Here is a 255-nt window from a genome sequence, read left to right as displayed (position 1 = left end):
CACAAAAGTATATAAAGAAAGATGGAAAAATATCATATGTTGGACCATCTGAAAATGAATTTGCTAAATATGCAATTGATATAACGAAGAAGAACGATGATGATAAAGAAAATAATGGAGAAAATCCAACGACACCACCAACAGATGAAGGTAATAATACAGGATCTGGACAAACTACAACGGATAATCAAAACGCAAAAGAAACAACAACTGTAAGTGAAAAGAAAGAAGAACGTGATTTACCGAAAACAGGTA

At 32.2% G+C, this 255-nt stretch carries 1 pseudogene; it reads left to right on the top strand.

Annotated elements, in window-relative coordinates:
• Nucleotides 1-255, top strand: a pseudogene (locus MR083_RS27285) (bifunctional 2',3'-cyclic-nucleotide 2'-phosphodiesterase/3'-nucleotidase); the annotation flags it as partial.

Origin of the sequence: Bacillus cereus group sp. BfR-BA-01408 (genome assembly GCF_022663305.1) — a bacterium.
GTDB lineage: Bacteria > Bacillota > Bacilli > Bacillales > Bacillaceae_G > Bacillus_A > Bacillus_A pacificus.
The sequence above is the reverse complement of the archived record's forward strand: the minus strand, read 5'-3'. Positions and strand labels throughout refer to the sequence as shown.